This is a genomic window from Rhizobium binae (assembly GCF_017357225.1).
Lineage (GTDB): Bacteria > Pseudomonadota > Alphaproteobacteria > Rhizobiales > Rhizobiaceae > Rhizobium > Rhizobium binae.
Map to the genome: position 1 here is coordinate 3,911,195 of NZ_CP071604.1, position 18,603 is coordinate 3,929,797.

The 18,603-nt window shown below is 61.1% G+C and carries 15 protein-coding genes; 7 read left to right on the forward strand and 8 right to left on the reverse strand.

The window, feature by feature from the left end:
* Positions 1-1,254: a sarcosine oxidase subunit beta family protein gene (locus tag J2J99_RS19110; protein WP_004668351.1), complete on the reverse strand. Its 1,254-nt coding sequence runs from the start codon at positions 1,252-1,254 to the stop codon at positions 1-3.
* 292 nt (positions 1,255-1,546) lie between these two features.
* Between J2J99_RS19110 and J2J99_RS19115 the strand changes: the two genes are divergently transcribed.
* Complete coding sequence (locus J2J99_RS19115; RefSeq protein ID WP_168298306.1) at positions 1,547-2,560, forward strand: FecR family protein; 1,014 nt, start codon at positions 1,547-1,549, stop codon at positions 2,558-2,560.
* Between the two features lie 6 nt (positions 2,561-2,566).
* Here the strand turns inward: J2J99_RS19115 and J2J99_RS19120 are convergent, their stop codons facing one another.
* A complete protein-coding gene (locus J2J99_RS19120; protein ID WP_168298207.1) occupies positions 2,567-4,738 on the reverse strand; it encodes a CHASE2 domain-containing protein in 2,172 nt (723 codons plus the stop codon).
* A gap of 316 nt (positions 4,739-5,054) precedes the next feature.
* Between J2J99_RS19120 and J2J99_RS19125 the strand changes: the two genes are divergently transcribed.
* The 5 genes from J2J99_RS19125 to J2J99_RS19145 all read left to right on the forward strand — a co-directional run bounded on the left by J2J99_RS19125 (position 5,055) and on the right by J2J99_RS19145 (position 10,644).
* On the forward strand, positions 5,055-6,584 hold the full coding sequence (locus J2J99_RS19125; RefSeq protein WP_246735393.1) for an adenylate/guanylate cyclase domain-containing protein: 1,530 nt from the start codon (positions 5,055-5,057) through the stop codon (positions 6,582-6,584).
* A gap of 175 nt (positions 6,585-6,759) precedes the next feature.
* Positions 6,760-6,972, forward strand: a complete 213-nt coding sequence (gene rpsU / locus J2J99_RS19130; RefSeq protein WP_003585885.1) for a 30S ribosomal protein S21 — start codon at positions 6,760-6,762, stop codon at positions 6,970-6,972.
* Positions 6,973-7,106: 134 nt separating this feature from the next.
* Positions 7,107-7,973, forward strand: coding sequence for a tetratricopeptide repeat protein (locus J2J99_RS19135; protein ID WP_168298210.1), 867 nt, complete (start codon positions 7,107-7,109; stop codon positions 7,971-7,973).
* Positions 7,974-8,358: 385 nt separating this feature from the next.
* On the forward strand, positions 8,359-10,011 hold the full coding sequence (locus J2J99_RS19140) for a sensor histidine kinase (protein ID WP_168298212.1): 1,653 nt from the start codon (positions 8,359-8,361) through the stop codon (positions 10,009-10,011).
* 150 nt (positions 10,012-10,161) lie between these two features.
* Positions 10,162-10,644 (forward strand): DUF992 domain-containing protein, encoded by a 483-nt coding sequence (locus J2J99_RS19145; protein ID WP_168298214.1) that lies wholly within the window; start codon positions 10,162-10,164, stop codon positions 10,642-10,644.
* Positions 10,645-10,738: 94 nt separating this feature from the next.
* Here J2J99_RS19145 and J2J99_RS19150 read toward each other — a convergent pair whose 3' ends face one another.
* The 6 genes from J2J99_RS19150 to J2J99_RS19175 all read right to left on the reverse strand — a co-directional run bounded on the left by J2J99_RS19150 (position 10,739) and on the right by J2J99_RS19175 (position 17,643).
* Positions 10,739-12,133 (reverse strand): NAD(P)(+) transhydrogenase (Re/Si-specific) subunit beta, encoded by a 1,395-nt coding sequence (locus J2J99_RS19150; RefSeq protein ID WP_168298216.1) that lies wholly within the window; start codon positions 12,131-12,133, stop codon positions 10,739-10,741.
* A 7-nt stretch (positions 12,134-12,140) separates the two neighbouring features.
* The gene (locus J2J99_RS19155) at positions 12,141-12,539 is read right to left on the reverse strand and encodes a proton-translocating transhydrogenase family protein (RefSeq protein WP_004668336.1); all 399 of its coding nucleotides are present in this window, start codon (positions 12,537-12,539) and stop codon (positions 12,141-12,143) included.
* Positions 12,529-13,686, reverse strand: a complete 1,158-nt coding sequence (locus J2J99_RS19160) for a Re/Si-specific NAD(P)(+) transhydrogenase subunit alpha (RefSeq protein ID WP_168298218.1) — start codon at positions 13,684-13,686, stop codon at positions 12,529-12,531. The genes J2J99_RS19155 and J2J99_RS19160 overlap by 11 nt, the downstream gene beginning before the upstream one ends.
* A gap of 201 nt (positions 13,687-13,887) precedes the next feature.
* The gene (locus J2J99_RS19165) at positions 13,888-14,112 is read right to left on the reverse strand and encodes an aa3-type cytochrome c oxidase subunit IV (RefSeq protein WP_168298220.1); all 225 of its coding nucleotides are present in this window, start codon (positions 14,110-14,112) and stop codon (positions 13,888-13,890) included.
* A 330-nt stretch (positions 14,113-14,442) separates the two neighbouring features.
* Positions 14,443-15,195, reverse strand: a complete 753-nt coding sequence (locus J2J99_RS19170; RefSeq protein ID WP_168298222.1) for an N-acyl amino acid synthase FeeM domain-containing protein — start codon at positions 15,193-15,195, stop codon at positions 14,443-14,445.
* 144 nt (positions 15,196-15,339) lie between these two features.
* Positions 15,340-17,643 carry a putative bifunctional diguanylate cyclase/phosphodiesterase gene (locus J2J99_RS19175; protein WP_168298224.1) on the reverse strand — a complete coding sequence of 768 codons (2,304 nt, stop codon included), beginning with the start codon at positions 17,641-17,643 and terminating at the stop codon, positions 15,340-15,342.
* Positions 17,644-18,042: 399 nt separating this feature from the next.
* Here J2J99_RS19175 and J2J99_RS19180 point away from each other — a divergent pair, with 399 nt between their 5' ends.
* Positions 18,043-18,582, forward strand: coding sequence for a TRAP transporter small permease subunit (locus J2J99_RS19180; protein ID WP_168298226.1), 540 nt, complete (start codon positions 18,043-18,045; stop codon positions 18,580-18,582).
* Positions 18,583-18,603 lie beyond the last annotated feature (21 nt).

Genomic DNA, 18,603 nt, shown 5'->3' on the forward strand with positions numbered 1-18,603 from the left:
TCAGTGCGCCACCGCCGCCGCCGCAGCCTCGTCGATCAGCCGGCCGCTGCGGAAACGTTCCAGCGTCAGGCCGGCGTTGAACTTGTGCGGTTCGTCGCGGGCGATCAGATGGGCGAAGAGATTGGCCGAGCCCGGCGTCGCCTTGAAGCCGCCGGTCCCCCAGCCGCAGTTGACGTAAAGCCCGGGAACCGGCGTCTTCGACTGGATCGCCGAACGATCCGGGGTGTTGTCGACGATGCCGCCCCATTGGCGCATCATCTTGACGCGCCGGAACATCGGGAAGAGCTCGCAGATGGCATCCAGCGTATGGGTGATGATCTGCAGCCCACCGGTCTGTGAATAGGAATTGTACTGGTCGGTACCGGCGCCGATCACCAGCTCTCCCTTGTCGGACTGGGAGATATAGGCATGCACGGTGTTCGACATGACAACACAGGGGAAGATCGGCTTCAGCGGCTCGGAAACCAGCGCCTGTAGCGGGCTCGACTGCAGCGGCACCCGCACATCGGCCATCTTCATGATGGTTGTCGTATGGCCGGCCGCCGACACGCCGATCTTTCTGGCGCCGATGAAACCGCGCGTGGTCTCGACGCCGGTCACGCGCCCATCGGGCGCACGGCGAATGCCGGTTACTTCGCAGTTCTGGATGATATGGACGCCGCGATCCGACGCTGCACGCGCATATCCCCAGGCGACCGCGTCGTGACGCGCGGTACCGCCGCGCCGCTGCAGGGCCGCACCGTTGATCGGGTAGCGCGCACTGGCCGAAATATCGAGCGGCGGGCAGTAGGCCTTGGCCTGCTCGGGCGTCAGCCATTCATTGTCGATGCCGTAGAGCCGGTTGGCGTGGATATGACGCTTGAAGGACTGCTGGTCGTGAATATTGTGCGAGAGCATCATCACGCCGCGCGGCGAATACATCACATTGTAGTTGAGCTCCTGCGAAAGCCCCTCCCAGAGCTTCATCGAATGCTCGTAAATGTGCATGCTCTCTTCATAGAGATAGTTCGAGCGGATGATGGTGGTGTTGCGGCCGGTATTGCCGCCGCCGAGCCAGCCCTTCTCGATCACCGCCACATTGGTGATGCCATGCTCCTTGGCGAGATAATAGGCGGCGCCCAGGCCGTGTCCGCCCGCGCCGATGATAACGACGTCGTATTCGGCGCGCGGTTCCGGCGACGTCCACTGCTTCTCCCAACCCCGATGACCGCGCAGGGCCTCCCGCGCCACGGCAAAAACCGAATATTTCCGCATCCGCCTTCTTCTCCTTCGGGCAAGGCCATTCTCCGTGCCCATACAAATCGCAAATCCAAATGCGGCACAACGGCTGTTTTGCGACGCGCGAGAGCTTTGGTTTTGACACTGAGCGACATGATGTCGAAAAGCGCGCGGTTTTCGGGCGACATCGTGCGCTGCTTCCGAAAGCCGTCCGGCAGGAGGAAGCAACCAACCTTTCCTGGCCTCGGCCCGCCTTAGCCCAACTGGGCGAGAAGACAAGCAGTTACTAAAATGTTAATCCACCCTATGTTCCCGGGGTTCCTGTATGATGTGGGGTCGGCGTTCATTACTCCAGGCGCTCTGTGTCGTGATCGCCGGTGCGCAAGCGGCAGTTGCCGCCGAGCCGGTCGGCCAGGCCGTCGTCATCAAGACCGAGGTGACGGGAGAGAGCGGCCCGATCGCGGTCGACGCCAGCGTTCATCGCAACGAGCGGATCAAGACATCCCCGTCGGGGCTCGGCCAGTTCCTGTTTCGTGACGGCACCAAACTCGCGGTGGGCTGGGGTTCGTCAGTCGTCATCGACAAATACGTCTTCGACGATTCGCAATCGGTCAAGAAACTCACCATCAGAGCGGCGAAGGGAACCTTCCGCTGGGTGAGCGGCAATTCCAACTCCTCGGCCTACCAGATCCTCACGCCCGCCGGCACGATCGGCGTGCGCGGCACCGCCTTCGATTTCTATGTCGGCCCGGATGGCACGACCGCCGTCGTCCTGTTGAACGGCGCGGCCCGGTTTTGCGGTCCGGGCGGCTGCCGGCAGTTGCAGCAGCGCTGCGATTGCGTGGTGGCCAAGCCGAACGGCAATATGTCGGCAGCACGCCGAGTTGATCCCAGCATTCTCGATACGCTCGGAAATTCCCGCGCCCTCCCCTTTCTCTCCGGCAGCCAGCGGCTTGCAGGCGGCATCGGCATGATTGGCGGCTGCAACATGGCGTCAGCCGCGCCGGAGAGAAAAGACAGACAGCGGCCTCCGCCGGCAGTTGCGCCTGTCCCGCAAAGACAGGATCCGCCACAGAGACAGGCCGAGCCGCAAAAGGAGCGGCCGAACAGGCCGGACCCGCCGCACCATGACAAACCGCACCATGACGGGCCACATCATCATGACAAACCGGATAGGCCTGACAAGCACGAGGGCCACGGCCGGCATGACGACGACGGCAAACCGGGAAACCACGGCGAGGATCATCGTGACCACGACCGCGACCATCATGGACATCGCGATCGTGATCATGACAACGATCGCAACCACGACAGAGGCCGGAATTTCAATCGCGGCCGCTGAGGCCCGTCAGTCTGCGGCGCTTTTTTCGACCCTTTCGGGCACTTCCCGGAAATGATCGGTCCTGCCGGATATGCGCTTATAGAATTCCGCTAGGCCGACGGTCACCTGCACCGCCCTCAGCTTGGCCGTACCCATGAGCTTCCGGCTGTTCCTGGAATGCGATTGCAAGGCCTGCATCAACTGCTGGTGGACGACGACAAGGGTTGAAAATTCGGCGGATGCTGCAACGCGTTCGTCGCCGACGACGGCAAGGATCTGTGTCCGGTTGGTTTTCCCCTTGAGCGGAAGCGCGCCGGCTTCGATCAGCGCCATTCCCTGCACCGACCGCGCCGTGCTGTCGGAAATGAGGATATCGAAGCCGACCTCCTTGCAGGACGATTCGATACGGGCCGCGACGTTGACCGCGTCTCCGACGGCCGAATAGTTGAAGCGGGTCTTGGCGCCCATATTGCCGACGCAGGCAAGGCCGGTATGGATGCCGATGCCGATCTCGACCTCCTGATCGGGCCCGAAGCCGAAGGCGTCGCCGGCGTTCAGTTCGGCGAGCGTCTCGCGCATGGCAAGTGCCGTGCGAACTGCCTTTGTTTGGTGATCCGCCACATCGACGGGCGCATTCCAGAACGCCATGATCGAATCGCCGATGAACTTGTCGAGCGTGCCTTCATTGGCGACGACATGACGGCTCAGCGCATCGAGCAGCGTATTCAGGAAGGCCACTACATCCGTCGGCGCCAGTCTCTCGCTCATCTCGGTGAAGTTCCTGACATCGACGAACATGACCGTCAGCTCGCGGTCATCTCCGCCGAGACGCAATGCATCGCGGTTATGCTCGATGCGGTGGAGCAGCGACGGTGAAAGATAATGCCCGAAGGCGCGCCGCACTTCGCGCCGCTCTCGGTCGATCACCAGGATCTTGAACGAGGTCGCGGCGAAGTGAATAATCGACCCACTGATGATCGGCGCCAGCGGATCGAGAAGAAGCCCGGCATAAAGAAAGGAAAGCCACGACGCCACCAGCGCCATTGCCGTGATCAACAGGCCGCAAACCAGCGCGACGGCGGGGCTGACAAAGGTCGTCACCACGACAAGCAGGCATCCGAGCACGGCAATGACAAGGATTTCGAGGCCATCCGCCCAGTCGGGCCGGGACAGGAACTGGCCGGAAAGGATTTGCTCGACGGCTTGCGCATGCAGCGAAACGCCGGGAACGTTCTCGCCGAGCGCGGTGACGCGGATGTCCTGCAAGCCGGCCGCCGATGTGCCGACGAAGACGATGCTGCCTTCGATAGCGGCTGCCGTCTCCGCGGAGGCTCCGTCAGGCGCTAGCACCTGCCGGGCGGAGATATACCGCTCGGCACGATCGGGAGTGACATAGAGCCAGAGTTCGCCCGCCGCGGTCAGCGGCACGATGAAATCCCCGATCTTTGCCGATGTCATGATTCCGGCGCGGTCGGGTGCGCCCGATAGAACATAGGTTGAGGCTCCCTGCGCGACACGCAACGCTTCGACGGCGAGATTCGGGTAGAGCTGTACTCCGTCGGTCAGGAACAGCGGGACCGCCCGCACCACCGGCGAAGGATTTCCGGGGTTGAGGCTGATGTGTCCGAGCCCCCCCGCATTTGCCTCCAGTTGAGGCCTGAGCGGCGTCGAGGCGCCAAGATAGGGTGGAGCCGAGACGGGGCTTTCGCCCGTGAACGCGAAGCCCGCCTTGACGGGCGGCCGGTAATTGCCCTCGTTGGAAAGGCCGAAGCCGAGCACGACGGGCTTTTCTGCAATCGAGCGGGCGAATATCTCGTCATTGTCGGGCAGTTTTTCGGCCAGCGAAGGGTCGATCCCGCCCGCCTCGCGCACGACATTGCGCGGCGACAACCGGTCCGGTTCGGAGAAGAGAACGTCGAAGGCGATGGCCGCAGCACCCATCTGCGAAAGCCGGTCCACCAGGAGAGCCAGCCGGTCCCGCGGCCAGGGCCATTGGCCGAATTCGCGCAATGAGGCCTCATCGATGTCGATGACGCGGACCGGCATCGGCTTGAAGGTCCTCGGAACCAGCCGCTGATACTCATCGAACGTTACGCCGCGGATCAGCTTGAAAAGCCCGGGATCGCCTGCCCGCAGGATCGTGAGCAGAGCCACGATCGCCAGGCCGATAACGACACCGATTTGCTGCACGCGCGTCATGATCTCACCGGTGTCCCCTGCCGGCAAACAGGCTACGCCGCTTTCGCGCCAAATGCCATTCGCCCATGCAATCCCGGCCTCTCTTTTCGGCTTCTCCCGGTCCGTCTTCCGTCATGCGCCCCGGCGGTGCCTTCGATGCGGTCACGCCACCCGTTCTGGCCGGACGGCAAGGCTTCGATCTTGCCGGGCAGGCAGCGAAATGTTCTTGTAGCGATCGAAAATCGAATGCCTTTCCAGAGAAGAATGAGGGACGCCCGTGATTTCCGAAACCGCCGCACGCAGGAGCGGCTACTGGCTGATTGTCGTGGTGCTGGCAATGCTTGCGGGGCTGCCGCTTGCCGTCTGGCTCGATATCAGCGATCTCTCGGGCAATACCCTGCGGCATCAGGCTCACGACATGAGCTCGCTGATCTCAAGCATCCGCTCCTATTATTCCGCCAATGTCGTGGGCCGCGTTCTGGCTGCCCATGCCAGCGGCGCGACCGAAGGCACCGTTGTCTCTCACAACTACGCCAATATACCGGGTGCCATCCCGCTGCCGGCCACGCTGTCCCTGGAGCTCGGCGACGTCATCAAGGAGCAGCAGGCCAATATCACCTACCGTTTCGTCTCCGACCTGCCTTTCAAGAGCCGCGCATCCCACGACCTCGACCGGTTCGAGACGAAAGCGCTTGCCGCCTTGCGCGCCGATCCGCAGCAGACGCTGACCGACCTCACGCGTGTCGGATTGACCGATACTTTGCGCTTCATCACCCCGGTGGTCATGGGCCAGGCCTGCGTTGCCTGCCACAACAGCCATCCCGAAAGCCCGAAGACAGATTGGAAGGTGGGCGACGTGCGCGGCATTCAGGAGGTCATCATCCGGCAGCCCTATGCCGGCAACGTCTTCGCCTTCAAATATCTGCTCTGTTATTTTCTGTTCGTCGCCGTTATCGGCATCAGCTTCATTCTGCTCCAGCGCCAGCAGGCGCGCGCTATCCACAGCGCCAATGTGGATTTGGAAGCGGCAAACGAATTCCTCGCCAGCGTTTCCCTGAAGATTTCGCGTTATCTCTCGCCGCAGATCTACAAAAGCATCTTCTCCGGACAGAAGGACGTCGTCGTCCATACCGAGCGCAAACGCCTGACGATCTTCTTCTCCGACATCAAGGATTTCACCGCGACGACCGAGCGCCTGCAGCCGGAAGCCCTGACGGAGATGCTCAACGAATATCTGACCGAAATGTCGAACATTGCGCTCGCCCATGGCGGCACGGTGGACAAGTTCATCGGCGACGCCATGCTGGTCTTTTTCGGCGATCCGGAAACGAAGGGGCCGGAGGAGGATGCGAAAGCCTGCCTGCGCATGGCCGTCGACATGCAGCGCCGTCTCGGCGAACTCAAAGACAGATGGCGCAGAAACGGCACCGAAGAGCCCTTCGTCGTCCGCATGGGCATCAACAGCGGCTATTGCAACGTCGGCAATTTCGGCAGCAGCGATCGCATGGACTATACGATCATCGGGGCCGAGGCCAACCTCGCAGCCCGGTTGCAATCGATCGCCCAGGGCGGTGAAATCGTCATCAGCTACGAAACCTACGCGCTGGTCAGTGAAATCGTCGATGCCCATTCCCTGCCGCCGATCACGATGAAGGGCATACAACGCGAGATCGTGCCCTATGCGGTGGATGGGCTGACGCTCGGTGCGGATCATAAGAGCCGCGTCCTCAGCGAGCACCTCGCGGGTCTCGACCTGCATCTAGACATGAGCCGGCTGGAGCCCGCCGATCGCCTCCGGGTCAGGACCGCCCTTAAGGACGCAATCGCCGCACTGGACGAAGCTGCGCCCGAGGTCGCCGGATCGTGACCGGATAGGGCAAGCGTGATTTTTCCGCCTGTCTCCCATATCCGTCTGGACTTCCCCTACTCGATCTGCTATCCCGCATCACCAATCGCAAGGCTGCGGCCGCGCGAACGTTATTTTTTTGCCCCTGGCGCTGCGCCGCCTCAGGCATCAACCAAACCAAAGGAACGTGATTCTCGTGCAGGTACTTGTCCGCGATAACAATGTCGATCAGGCTCTCCGCGCTCTCAAGAAGAAGATGCAGCGCGAAGGCATTTTCCGCGAAATGAAGATGCGCGACTACTACGAGAAGCCGTCGCAGAAGCGTGCTCGCGAAAAGGCCGAGGCTGTTCGCCGCGTTCGCAAGCTGGCCCGTAAGCGCGCCCAGCGCGAAGGCCTTGTCGCACGCTAAGCGTTGCCGTCGTTTTTTCGACGTTTTCAGATGCATTGTGGCGGGGGCGATTGGTTCGCCGCCGCCTTTTTAGTTTGCCGCTGAAGATCGCATATCCCAATCTCGGATATGCCGCATGGGGAAAGCGAGCCCGAATGGCTGTTACCACCTTCAATCCGTCCCGCGCCTGGCGCCTGCAGAAGACCGCATTGCTGCCCGCTATGGTGTTGGCCGCCATGGTCGGCCTCGCCGGCTGCGAAACGACCAATACCACTGACGCCGTGATCCGCATCGACAAGGCGCAGGGTTCGGAAGAGAATATTGCGTCGCTGACGGCGGTTATCAACGCCAATCCCAAGGATCCCGAAGGATACAATGTCCGCGGCTCCGCCTACGGCCGCGGCGGCCAATTTCGCCAGGCGTTGAACGATTTCAACACGGCTCTGCAGATCAATCCGCGCTTTTTCCAAGCCTATGCCAACCGCGCCCTGGTCTATCGCAACATGGGTCAGCAGGCCCAGGCGATCGCCGACTACAACGCCGCGCTGCAGATCAACCCGAGCTATGACGTCGCCTATATCGGCCGCGGCAATGTCTATCGCATGGCTGGTCAGGACGACCAGGCCTTCAACGATTTCAACCGGGCGATCCAACTCGGCACCACCGACGGCCGCGCCTATCACAATCGCGGCCTGATTTACCAGAAACGCAATCAGCAGGACAAGGCGATCGACGATTTCTCGAAAGCGATCTCGCTCGCACCGAATTCGCCCGAGCCCTATAACGGCCGCGGCATTTCCTACATCGCGCTGAACGACGACGATAACGCCTTTGCCGATTTCAACCATGCAATCGAGCTCAACGGCAACATCGCCGAATCCTGGGCCAACCAGGCGCTCGTCTACGAGCGCCGCGGCGACAAGGCGAAGGCTGCCCGCTCCTATCGCCATGCAGTCGGGCTTGATCCGAAATACCAGCCGGCCCGCGATGGTCTCGCCCGGGTTGGCGGTTCAGCCGGCTAAAGATATGAATTGGCGCGGCCGCCGAGGACAGCCAAGCTGTCATGGTGTCGGTGGCATGGCCTTGAAAAGAGAGGCGGAGAAAACATCCGTCCTCGTCGATGGCATTTCATCCGATGTTGCAACCGGCTCATGCTCCCCCTAACATGTCGCTGCTTCGATAGCCCGCTATCGGGCGTTGGAAAAGTGTTGAGGGCGTTTTGCGAGAAATGCGGATCTTTGCCTTCCTGACCGCGAGCGAAAACTGTTGCGGGCAGCGCCCGCCTCGATGCCGCGCATCGTCCGAGCGACGCCAGGGATGGAGCCATGTTTTCTGCCCCGCGATTTCATCCTTCGCTCGATCGGACCCGATGGATCGTCCGATGGTACAGCCGGCACGGCGCACTCAATGAAGATCGTTGCGCTATTCTTCCCAAAGGCTTCAATTGGCACCTACCTCGTCGCCATGGCGGTGGCGATCGCGCTGCCGATTTTCGCCTTCGTGGCGCTGCTTCTGCTGCAGTTGGAGGACAACCAGCGTTCGACGCTGAAGCGCGAGACGGCGCAGGACGCGCTTGCCCTTTCGCGCATCATCGACCGCCAGCTTCAGGACATGGCGACGACGCTGCGTCTGTTGTCGAGTTCGCCGGAGCTTGAAAACGGCGATCTCGCTTCCTTCCACGAGCGCACGGAAACAGCGCTGCGCAACAATTCGCTTTACGTCCTCGCCGTCGATCGCACCGGTAACCAACTGCTGAATACACGCCGGCCCTTCGGGACGCCGCTCGGACAGATGGCAAACATCGCCTCCCTCGATGCCGCCATGAAATCCGGTCGCATCGAGGCTTCGGACGTTTTTCGCGGCAGAACCAGCGGTGATTGGGTCTATAATGTTACCCTCCCGCGGGCGGATGATCCGGTCGCCGCCCTCATCATCACGCAGGATGCGGGGGATCTCGGAAAGCTGGTGACGACTCAGGGCCTTGCTCCCGGCTGGTCGGCCGCCGTCATCGATCAAAGCGGTCACGTGGTCGTTGCCGCCGGCCCGGCAGCGCTGGAACCCGGCACTCCCTTCGATCCGCGTATCCTGCCGGCGCTTAGCTTCTCCCGAGGTGTCTTCGAAGATAAGACGATCCTGCCCCACATGCTTCTCGGTTATGCCCAAATTCCCGGCTGGTCATGGAAAACTGTGATCTGGGGGCCGGTGGCGCAGGCTTCGATCCTCAGCACCTGGCGCTTCCTGATCATCGGTGGCGTGGCGCTTGTGCTGGTCGCAGTGCTCGCCGCCTATGCTGTCGCAAGGCAGGTGCGCACCACCATCCGCGATATCGCCGACATGGCAAAGCGCATGGGCGACGGCCACATTGTCTCGCCGGTCGAGACCAGCGTCATCGAGGCGAACCAGGTGGCGATCGCCCTGTCGAATGCGTCCTTCGACCGCAGCCAGACCGAGGACCGGCTGCGTTTCGTCATGCACGAACTCGTGCACCGCACGAAAAATCTTCTGACGCTAGCCCAGGCAATGATGCGCCAGCTCGCCAAGCAGGCCGACAGCGTCGAGACCTTCCAAGCTGCCGTTGCAGACCGCCTCGAGGGGCTGGGGCGTTCGATCGAGCTCCTGACCAGCGAGCAATGGGGAGGCGTGTCGCTTCGGCGGGTCGTCGATATCCATCTGCAGGCCTTCCCGCAATCGCGCGAACAGATCGAAATCACCGGTGAGGATTTCGTTCTGAAGCCGGATGCGGTGCAGAATCTCGGACTGGCGCTGCATGAGCTGGTCACCAATTCGGTAAAATACGGTGCACTTTCCGTTCCGCAAGGCCGTGTTCGCTTCGAATGGCGCGATGTCAGGGAGGAAGACAAGCCGGATGCCCTGCTCCGCTTCACCTGGGAGGAGCGCGGCGGCCCGCCAGTGATAGAGCCATCACGCACGGGCTTCGGCACGACAGTTATCAAAGCCCATGCGGCCGCCGCCTTCCGCGGCACGGTTGAGATCGATTTCCGGCCCGAAGGCCTTCTATGGGTGTTGACTGCGCAACGCAACACGCTGGAGCGGGACTGACGCATGTCGCCCGGAAGGGCGGAGCGGGTCCGGGAAAATCAAAGCGCAAGCGCCCATCCATCTATCACGTTTGTTGCGGCGGGCTTCGGTCTCCCGGAACAATCGCCACCTGCACCCGTTTCGAACAGGTCGTATCCAAGGAGAAAGACCATGTTCAAACAAACCATGATCGCAGCCGCGGCTCTGACGGCCACGGCGTGGGCAAGCCCGGCGGGCGCGGAAAACTACGTCACGCTTGGGCGCCTGGTCTGCGGATCGGATGGCGGCCAGGGTCTGATCATCACGTCGCAGAAGCACCTGATCTGCACCTACACGCCGGCATCCGGCGGCGCCAAGGCGGTCTACGCCGGCAAAATCGAGAAGTTCGGCCTCGACATCGGTCAGACCGGCAAGAGCGTGATGATTTGGCAGGTGCTTGCGAAAACTGGCACGGATATGCCGCAATACGCCCTGGCCGGAGAGTATTACGGGGTCGGCGCGGATGCGAGCATCGGTGCAGGGGCCGGCGCCAAGGTGATCGCCGGCGGCACCAACAAGGCCTTCATGCTGCAGCCGTTGAACGTCCAGGCTCAGGAAGGACTGAACCTGGCGATCGGGGTCGAGAAGATGACACTCGTACCGGGCGAGGTATGACGGAAGAGCGTTATTTCCGGTAACCGAGCCACCGTAACACAGGTCGGCCGGAATGAACTATCAGCCGCCCGATGAGCGGCTGCATTTCACTCGATCAATGCGAAATCGCCTTGTTGATATCTTCAGTCATTTTCTTCGCGTCGCCGAGCAGCATCATCGTGCCGTCCTTATAGAACAGCGTATTGTCAATGCCGGCATAACCGGAGCCGAGCGAACGCTTGACGAACAGGCAGGTCTTCGCCCGATCGACGTCAAGGATCGGCATGCCGTAGATCGGCGAGGTCTTGTCGTCGCGCGCAGCAGGATTGGTGACGTCATTGGCGCCGATGACATAGGCGACATCGGCCTGGGCGAATTCCGAATTGATATCCTCCAGCTCGAAGACCTCGTCATAGGGAACGTTGGCTTCGGCGAGCAGCACGTTCATGTGCCCAGGCATGCGGCCCGCGACCGGATGAATGGCATATTTCACTTCGACGCCATTCTTCTTCAGATTGTCGGCGAGTTCACGCAATGCATGCTGGGCCTGGGCAACCGCCATGCCGTATCCCGGCACGATGATGACCTTCGAGGCATTGGCCATCAGATAGGCCGCATCCTCGGCCGAGCCGAGCTTGACTGTCCGGTCTGTGGTGTCAGGTCCGCCGGACGCCGTCTCGCCGCCGAAACCGCCGAGGATGACGGAGACGAAGGAACGGTTCATGCCTTTGCACATGATGTAGGAGAGGATCGCGCCGGAGGAGCCGACGAGCGCTCCGGTGACGATCAGCGCCAGATTGCCGAGCGTGAAGCCGATGCCGGCCGCGGCCCATCCCGAATAGGAATTCAACATCGAGACGACGACGGGCATATCGGCGCCGCCGATCGGCACGATCAAGAGAACGCCGAGCGCCAGCGACAGCGCCACGACGGCCCAGAAATCGAAATGGCTTTCGGTGGCGGCAAGCCCGATGATGAAGAGGATGATCAACGCCAGCAGCGCCGCATTGATCACATGCCGGTAGGGCAGCAGGATAGGCTTGCCGGACATGCGTCCATCGAGCTTCAGGAAGGCGATGATCGAACCGGTGAAGGTGAGCGCTCCGATCGCCACGCCGAGCGCCATCTCGACGCGCGCCTCGGTGTGGATATGACCGATCTCGCCGATGCCGAACGAGGCCGGCGTATAGAGCGCCGAGGCAGCGACCAAGACGGCTGCAAGGCCGACCAGCGAATGGAAACCGGCGACCAGTTGCGGCATCGAGGTCATGGCAATGGTGCGGGCGACATAGGCGCCGACACTGCCGCCGATGGCTAGGCCGAGGATGATCAGCACGAAGCCGCCGAAATTGGGCGTCGCCAGCACGAGCGTCGTCAGAATCGCGATCGCCATGCCGACCATGCCGTAGAGATTGCCTTTACGGCTGGTGGCAGGGTGCGACAGGCCGCGTAGCGCCAGGATGAATAGAACACCGGAGACGAGGTAGAGGAAGGCTGCAATACTGTTCATCGGTCTCTCACCGGTCTTTCTTGCGGTACATCGCAAGCATTCGCTGCGTGACGAGGAAGCCGCCGAAGATGTTCACCGAAACCAGCACGAGGGCCACGAAGCCGAAGCCGGTCGCAAGCCCGCTCGTCGAGATGCCGACCGCCAGAAGCGCGCCGACGACGATGACGGAGGAGATCGCATTGGTGACGGCCATCAGCGGCGTATGCAGCGCCGGCGTCACCGACCACACGACGTAATAACCGACGAAGATCGACAAGACGAAGATTGCGAATTGAAAGACGAAGGGATCGATCGCCCCGCCGGTGGCGGCGCTTGCCGCTTCCGGCGCCTGGGCCGCCGCCGTGACGACGGCGGTCACTGCCTGGTCGAGCTGTTCCAGCGCTTTGTCCATTGCTTCACTGGCCATCAGTTGTCCCCCTTTTCGCGCCGCCGAAGGCGGGATGAACCACGTCGCCGGCATAGGTCAGCATCGTCGCCTTGACCAGCTCGTCGTCGAGGTTGACGACGACGCTCCCGGTTTCCTTGTTGACCATGGTCTCGAGGAAGGTGACGAGGTTCTTGGCGTAGAGTACCGAGGCGCTGGCCGCAACCCGGCCCGGCATATTGGCAAATCCGATGACACTCACGCCTTCGACATCGGCGATCTCGCCGGCAACGACGCCCTCGATATTGCCGCCGCGCTCGACGGCAAGGTCGACGGCCACCGCACCCGGCTTCATCGAGGCGAGCATGGCGCGTGAAACGAGACGCGGCGCAGGGCGACCGGGGATCAGCGCCGTGGTGATGACGATATCCTGCCTGGCAATATGTTCGGCCACGAGTGCGGCCTGCTTGCCCTGATAGTCGGCCGACATTTCCTTGGCATAGCCGCCGGCCGTTTCCGCCGCCTTGAACTCCTCGTCCTCGACGGCGATAAACTTGGCGCCGAGTGAGGCAACCTGTTCCTTGGCGGCCGGCCGCACGTCGGTGGCCGAGACCGCAGCACCCAGGCGCCGCGCCGTGGCGATCGCCTGAAGACCGGCGACGCCGGCGCCCATGACGAAGACCTTGGCGGCCGGCACGGTGCCGGCTGCCGTCATCATCATCGGCATGGCGCGGTCATAAACCGCCGCCGCTTCGATGACGGCCTGGTAACCGGCGAGATTAGCCTGGGACGACAGCACGTCCATCGATTGGGCGCGGGTAATGCGCGGCATCAGTTCCATCGCAAAAGCCGAAAGCTCGGCGCTGGCGAGAGCCGCGATCGCTTCGTCATTGCCATAGGGGTCCATGATGGCGATCACCACGGCGCCGCTTTTATAGGATGAGATTTCCTGTTCGCTCGGACGGCGCACCTTGAGCACGACGTCGGCCGAAGCGGCATCCGCGGAACTGCCGATCCTGGCGCCTACTGCCTCGAACTCTCCATCCGGAATACGTGACGCCGCCCCGGCGCCGGCCTCGACGACGACGTCGAATCCGAAACTCTTCATTTTCTTCACGGTCTCGGCGGAGGCCGCGACACGCGTCTCCCCGCCGGCATTTTCCTTTGCAACAAAAACGATATTGCCCAACTGCCCCCTCCTCCGGGTCAGCCAGACCGCCGCAGGCTTCCCTGCGCAGGCCAAGCACCTAAACATGTCGCGCAAAACCGTACGGCGGTTCTGCGATAGCGACGTGCGAGAAAATAAGACGTGCGCGAGGAGCGAATCTGAACGATCGCGTCGCGCATCAGTCACAAAGCTGCGGAAAGCCTCCTTCTCCCCCTACCGCGATCAGCGGACGAGGAAGATGCCGGCGGCAAGAAGTATGATGAATACGAAGAGGCCACCGAGAAGGCCGGCGCCGCCGAAGAAACCGGCGGTCATCGCAAGCAGCAGGACGATGAGAAGCATCGAGCCGTATTTCGCGCCGGCGATGAACATGTCGTAGGTTTTTTCATGTTCCCGGTAATCCATCGGCGCGCCGGTCTCGACCGGTCCGGTATGATGTTCGGCCATAAATATCGTCTCCCTCAAATGCCTCTGCGCTGCCTGATTCCCCCGCTTATGCCGAGGGGAATCCCTGCTTGCAGGAATTACACAATGACAGGCGAAAGCGCAATGCATGAGAATGCAGCAGCCAACGCATGTCGCGCGGGAGTGTGCAGCAGTTCCGCGACAACGGCGTGCTTGGGAGCAAAGGGCTGAAGCGCGTCGCAGGAATCCAATATGATGCGACGCGCTTTAGGCTGCAAACCGCCTGTTCCCGGCGGAGCATGAGGGCGACGACTGCGGTAATGTCGTCTCACCCCTGTTCTCACTCGGATGCTCTCTTCGCGAGAAAAGAAATCAGAGCGGCAGGTCGGTGCCGAGTTCGCCTTGCGGCACGAAACGCGCCGTCGGGATAATGGTGAGCGGCGGCAACGTGTCATTCGGATTGCGCGAAAACATCATGCGCTGCTCGCTGGCGCTGGAGATGAAGAAGGGATAACGCGTCAGAAGCTTGCGCCCGACCTCGATGACGTTTGTTGCCATCAGCGTCACGTCAACCCCGTAACTCTCCGCCAGCCGGCCGGGCACAATGGTATCGGCATAGAATACCCGTTTGTAGAAAGCGGCATGCGGGGGCCGAACCGACTGAATTACACGGTCCGCCCGGAAATACGCAGCCGCAACGATGGCGGGTCTCAGCGTCAGATAGGGAACCCACGGCATGTTGGCGGTGAGTTCCGGATCGGCCGCGAAACGCGCCGGGTCGATCAAGGTCAGCCCTGCATCCAAAAGCTCATCCATCGCCTCGGGAAAGGCTTCTCCGGACCGGCTGACACGATGCTCGGGTGTCACATAATGAATTCGGATCGTACTGATCAGTTCACCATAATAGTACAGTCCGAAGATATAGGCATGGCTGTCGAAATCGACCTCGTCCAATAGGCCTTCCGGCGCAAGCGACAGCGCGCCGTGGGCCTTGTAAGCCTTGTAGCGCAGGCGTTCCACCTCCTCCATGTCTTCGCTGCTTTCAACGCGGCGATATTCGACATGGTCCAAAATTTCCAGGATTTTGCTGCTGAAATCACTACGCGTGAAAAGTATGTCTGACATTCTCTCGATCCGTCGTTAACGGATCATTAATCATATGCCGGTGAAATTTAGGCAAGGACATCCCATAATTCGAGCCGGTATATAAACTATTAAGGTTAACGGCGGAGAGTATTGTCGGGAGAAAGGGCGGCCGCTGCGGCGCGCTCAGGCGACCTTGTTGCGCCGGCGCTGGACGGGGCGGCGGCCGATGCCCTGCTGCAACAGCGGGATGTTCTGGGAAGGCACCGGCTGAGAGAAAACATAGCCCTGGACGAGATCGGTGCTGCGGTGCTTGTTGAGCAGCGCGAGCTGCTCCTCGGTCTCGACGCCCTCGATGACGATTTTCAGGCCGAGCTCGCGGGCGAGATTGACCGTGCCGCGCAACAGCTTGAGACGGCGGGTATCCTCGACAATGTTGCGCACGAAGGAACGGTCGATCTTGACGATATCGAGCGGCAGCGTGTCGAGATAGCTGAGGCTGGAGAAACCGGTGCCGAAATCGTCGATGGCGATGGTGATGCCGCGGGCCCTCAGTTCCGCCAGGATGGCGCGCACGGCCTGCGGCTCGTCGATCAGGCAGCTTTCGGTGACTTCGAGATGCAGCCGCGCCGCATCGAGACCGGAATGAGCGAGCGCATCGGCAACCACGGAAAGGATATCGGCATCGCGCAGATCGCGCGCCGAGAGGTTGACCGAAACGGCGATATGATCCGGCCAGGTCATGCACTCGCTGCAGGCCTTGAACAGGACGAAACGGGTGATGTCGGAGATAATGCCCATCTCTTCGGCAAGCCGGATGAACACGTCGGGCGGGATCGAGCCCTTCTCCGGATGCACCCAGCGGGCCAGCGCCTCGGCGCATTCTATCCGTGTGCCATCCGCCCGGAACATCGGCTGGAAAACGAGATGCAGCGCCTGCGCCGAAACCGCTTCGCGCAGGTCAGCCTTCAGCTTCTGCTGCTCGATATAGCGCCCGTCCATCTCCCGCTCGAAACCGGATATGCCGCCCTTGAGCCGGGACTTGCTTTCGAAGAGCGCAAGATCCGCCTTGACGCTCCATTCGTCCATGGCAAAGGCCGAGCTTTCGAGGATCGCGTAGCCGGCGCTGAGCGAAACGAGGAAGGTGAGCTCGTCGACCTCGTAATGGCCTTGGATCGCGGCGTGCACGCGGCGAATCGAGAGCTCGAGCGCGGTGGGCTCCTTTGCATGCGGGAAGAACAGGATGAACTGATCGCCCATCAACCGGCCGAGGATGGCATTGCCGCAAGCCTGCTTGATGCGGGCGGCGATGGCGCAGAGAAGATGGTCGCCGGTAACGTGACCACGCATGTCGTTGACGTGTTTGAACTCGTCGATATCGAGAACCATGAAGCCGAGCGGTCCGGACTTGCGTGGGTGCCTGGAGAGATACTCCTGCACCAGCTGACCAAAATATTCACGGTTCGGCAGGCCGGTCAGCGCATCGAAGCGGACCATGTGCATGATCTTCTGTTCCGCCTTCACCCGGCTCGACACGTCTTCGAAGATCAGAACGGCGCCGCCGTCGGCCCTCCGGCTGGCAGAGAATTCAAGCGACAGGTCCTCAGGGAAATGAATGAGTGTGCGCGACAGGTTGCCGTCGGCGACCTGGGTGAGCTGGCGCAGGATGAGCTCCGGCTGCGAGGCATCCATGAAGCTGTAGCGGGCGCCGTAACGCAGCACGGCGCCGAGATCGCGGTCCTTCAGCCGCTCAGGCGCACCGATCTTCAGAAGCTCGCACGCCTTGCGGTTGATGACCTGCACGCGGTTTTCGGCATCGACCATGACGAGACCATGCGGCATGTTGTTGAGCGCGGTATCGAAACGGTCGGCAATGATCGTGATTTCCCGGCGCGCGATGACATTCTCGTAAAGAAAGTCGCGCACGCCGTTTGCCATCGCCCGCGTCGTCAGCCAGAAAGGGATGAGGAAGATCGACAGCACGCCCCGGTAGAAATCCATCGCCAGCAGGCTGCAGACGATCATCGGCAGACAGCAGAAGAACGTCTGGAGGTCGACTGCGAAGCGCGAGCCGTAGTTGCGACCGACGACGGAAACCATCGTCGCCATGGTGACCGAAATGCAGGCAAGCTCGGCAAAGGAATCATGGACAACGAAGATGGCGTAGCCGCTGGCAAAGCCAAGCAGGGCGGTGGTGCAGGCCCCGCTGGCAACGAGAACCCGCTCCCAACGTTCGATATCCGCGTGCGACAATCTCTCCTTGTCGACACGATCGAACCGCCGGAAGATGGCCATGCGGGCGCTGAAAACCAGAAGAAAGGCAACCGACAGCGGAATATAGACCGAAGATTGCGTTTTAGCGGCCACGGCAAGGCATGTCGCAACATGCACAATCACGCCAACGAGAAGCGTCATGCGATTCCCGGAAAGGGAGCTCACAAACGATAGATACACGTCTAAAGGGACCCTGTTCGGGCTATCTGGCTTCATCCACACTTTCCCTGTGCGCGGGAATTCTAATGGCAACCCTTTAAAAATTGATTTCAATCGAATCAAACATTTGGTCAAATTTTCTAAAACCCCAGGGCGAGCCGCACAGCCTGAGCGTGATAATGCAGCCTTGTCGCGAGATCGTTGAAATAATCATCCACGCCTGGGTTGTTAAAATATTTGCCGGCCATGCGGACCGGCCATATTAATTTCGCCTCAGCCGCCGAAAATCGGAATCGTTTTCGGAAAAATCCGAAGGGCAAGAAAGGACGAGACGGCGCTGTACGACTATACGCCTATGCGCGGCATTTATCCTTCCAATTTCAAGGGCTGTGGTCTAAACCGATTCCAAAGAGGGAAAGCTGCCGAATAACGGCAGGACAAGAATAAGGGAAACGAATGTCGGGACTTCTGGCGGCAAGCCGACTGATCGATTCGCTCAGTCGGATGATGGGCAAACTTTCCGAATATATGGTACTGTTCTGTTGTCTGATCAGCGCCGGAAATGCCATCGTTCGCTATGCCTTCAACTATAGTTCGAACGGCTGGCTGGAGATTCAGTGGTATCTCTTCGCCTTTGTCGTCATGCTCGGCGCCTCGCATGCACTGCGTAACAATGAGCATGTCCGCGTCGACCTGATCTACGGCGCCGTGTCCGACAAGGCGAAGATCTGGATCGATATCGTCGGCCTCATCCTGTTCCTCATCCCCGTCTGCATCTTCCTCACCTGGCTCTGCTGGCCCTTCTTTGCACTGTCTTACAGACAGGGGGAAATATCGGGCAATGCCGGCGGACTGATCCGCTGGCCCGTCAAGCTGATCCTGGTCGCCGGTTTCGGACTTTTGTCTCTTCAAGGCCTTTCCGAACTGATCAAGCGGATCGCCGCCCTCACCGGCCATATCAGCATCGACACGAAATACGAAAAGCCGCTGCAATAGCGCCCCCGGGGAGGAACGGAT